Below are 909 nucleotides of genomic sequence, written 5' to 3'. Positions count from 1 at the left end.
AGCTCCGCCACGGACGGCGGCAGCGAGTCCGACATCCGTCCATGATCGCGCCACCACGCCGACGATCAAGCCGCCACGCCGGGCCCGATCACGTCACCAACAGCTCCGGACGTACTGAATAGCTACGACCTCGAGTGTGGACCAGATCACCGGTTAGCTGCGGAACTCCGGCTGCAGCTTCGCAAAGAATGCGTCATCGACGGTGTGCGGATCGAGACCGATCCGTTCAGCGAGCTGAAGCGCGAGCGCTTTGCGTTCGTTGAGCACGTCGCCCGCCTTGGGCTGGTGCTCGTGAATGGCCTGCTGCTTGTCAGAGACGACACCGCGCACGGCGGTGGTGCGAACAGCCATTCAATACGCGCAGTCGTTGATCTGCCCTGTCTTGAGCCGCATCATCTCGTGGATATGCGGTTCGATCTTTCCGGGGCCGAAGAACGAGGCGAACACGCCCACGATCGACTTGAGCAGCTCGGGGCGGCGAGCGATGACGCCGAACATGGCGCTGTCGCCCCACCAGCCGGTCCGGTCACCCCCGGCCACGGACACGGAGAAGAACACCCGGAGGGGAAACCACCCGGCCCACAGCGGCTCCGCGACCTACCGCCAGGAACTGCCACCGCGCCAGCTCCCGACCCTACACCCGGGAATGATCTTGTGGGCGACACGCGGTCTCCGGATACGCGAAAGTGCCTGCTCAGCACGGTTTGATCGGGGCTGTCGACGCCATGACCGAACCGAGCTGAGAGGCCCTCCGCGGGTGAAGTGTAAGGACTTGCATCTCTGGGGGCCTTATTCATAAGCCGCGAAGAAGAATAGTCCGACAATGGCTTTGACTGCGCTCGGGTACTTGCTGATCGGTGCGCGGTATCGGCCGCCTTCTTCGCTGAGCATCCGCCACGTCTTGAGATG

General features: G+C 63.5%; 2 protein-coding genes. Both read right to left on the bottom strand.

Annotated elements, in window-relative coordinates:
- Window positions 1-153: 153 nt before the first annotated feature.
- Complete coding sequence (locus KME75_RS41995) at window positions 154-351, bottom strand: hypothetical protein (RefSeq protein ID WP_219420627.1); 198 nt, start codon at window positions 349-351, stop codon at window positions 154-156.
- Window positions 352-558 (bottom strand): carboxymuconolactone decarboxylase family protein, encoded by a 207-nt coding sequence (locus KME75_RS41990; RefSeq protein WP_219420624.1) that lies wholly within the window; start codon window positions 556-558, stop codon window positions 352-354.
- Window positions 559-909: the final 351 nt, after the last annotated feature.

This window comes from Pseudonocardia nigra, assembly GCF_019396355.1.
In the GTDB taxonomy this organism is placed as follows: domain Bacteria; phylum Actinomycetota; class Actinomycetes; order Mycobacteriales; family Pseudonocardiaceae; genus Pseudonocardia; species Pseudonocardia nigra.
The sequence above is the reverse complement of the archived record's forward strand: the minus strand, read 5'-3'. Positions and strand labels throughout refer to the sequence as shown.